The sequence below is a fragment of the Oleiphilus sp. HI0079 genome (assembly GCF_001635105.1).
In genome coordinates this window covers 1-993 of record NZ_LWFT01000197.1, presented here as the reverse complement: position 1 = coordinate 993, position 993 = coordinate 1, and the positions used below count along the sequence as shown (strand labels likewise).

2 protein-coding genes are annotated in these 993 nt (G+C 49.9%); one reads left to right on the top strand and one right to left on the bottom strand.

Features of this window, described 5'->3' with window-relative positions:
- A partial coding sequence (locus tag A3750_RS02825; protein WP_156498338.1) for an FAD-dependent oxidoreductase occupies positions 1-690 on the bottom strand: 690 nt, incomplete at its 3' end.
- 38 nt (positions 691-728) lie between these two features.
- Between A3750_RS02825 and A3750_RS27260 the strand changes: the two genes are divergently transcribed.
- Positions 729-993: prepilin-type N-terminal cleavage/methylation domain-containing protein (locus A3750_RS27260; protein WP_156498337.1), on the top strand; the 265-nt coding region annotated here is incomplete at its 3' end.

Genomic DNA, 993 nt, shown 5'->3' with positions numbered 1-993 from the left:
ACGATTTACAAAACCCTGCGGTGCATCAAAGACAATCATCTGGCCTTTTACCGGCTCAATCTTTATGCGCTGATTCGGCAGGAGCGAAGACGTCCACGCACCAGAACAAAATACCACGCTGTCAGCGTCTACGCGCTTGCCAGATTCTAAGGTGACGCCACGCTCATCAAATCGCGCCAGCCCATCATTCTCGATCACTTCGATAGCCGGATGTTCATGCATGAGTGCACGTAGGGCATTCAACAAGCGCGGGTTACGCACACTTCCTACGCTCGGCATCCATAGTGAGCTTTCATGGCCTTGCCCTAATGCAGGCTCGAGTGCATACAATTGCGCAGCTTTAATCTCTTCTAGCCAAGGGCCATTCTTGGCAGCCCAACGGATCGCCTGATCTTTCCCCTCAACCTGCAACATCAACAAACCATGGCCAGAGTATTCCGGATCGATGCCGCTTTCTTGATGCAGTGCCGCCACTAAATCGGGATACAACGCCTGCGATCGTGAAGCTAGTGCGGTGACCGGCTCCGAATAACGCCAAGGATAGAGTGGTGAAATAATCCCGCCACCAGCCCAGCTCGCTTCTCGCCCAAGCGCACTTTTGTCAACAATGACTACATCGTAGCCTTCTCCGGCAAAACTTCGGGCTTGTAACATCCCTATTGCGCCACCACCAACCACGACAACTTTCATTAACAGGAAACCTTTAAAGTATTTCTAGAATCTGACCAATGGAGCCTAATCATTTAGGCGAGCCTTGTATTCTACGCGCTGAGAAAAGAAAATGGAGCTTGAGTTCAGGACGAACTCGCAACAATTTGACCTTTCTCGTACGAACAAACCATCAAAGGACTGATGATATGCTCACGACACCCAAAAGCCATTTTGGCTTTACCCTTATCGAACTGCTGATAGCGCTCGCCATCATCACAATTACGACAAGCGTCGCCTTCGGCGCGTTTCCAATCATTGAAAAATACCGCGTTGAAAACAATG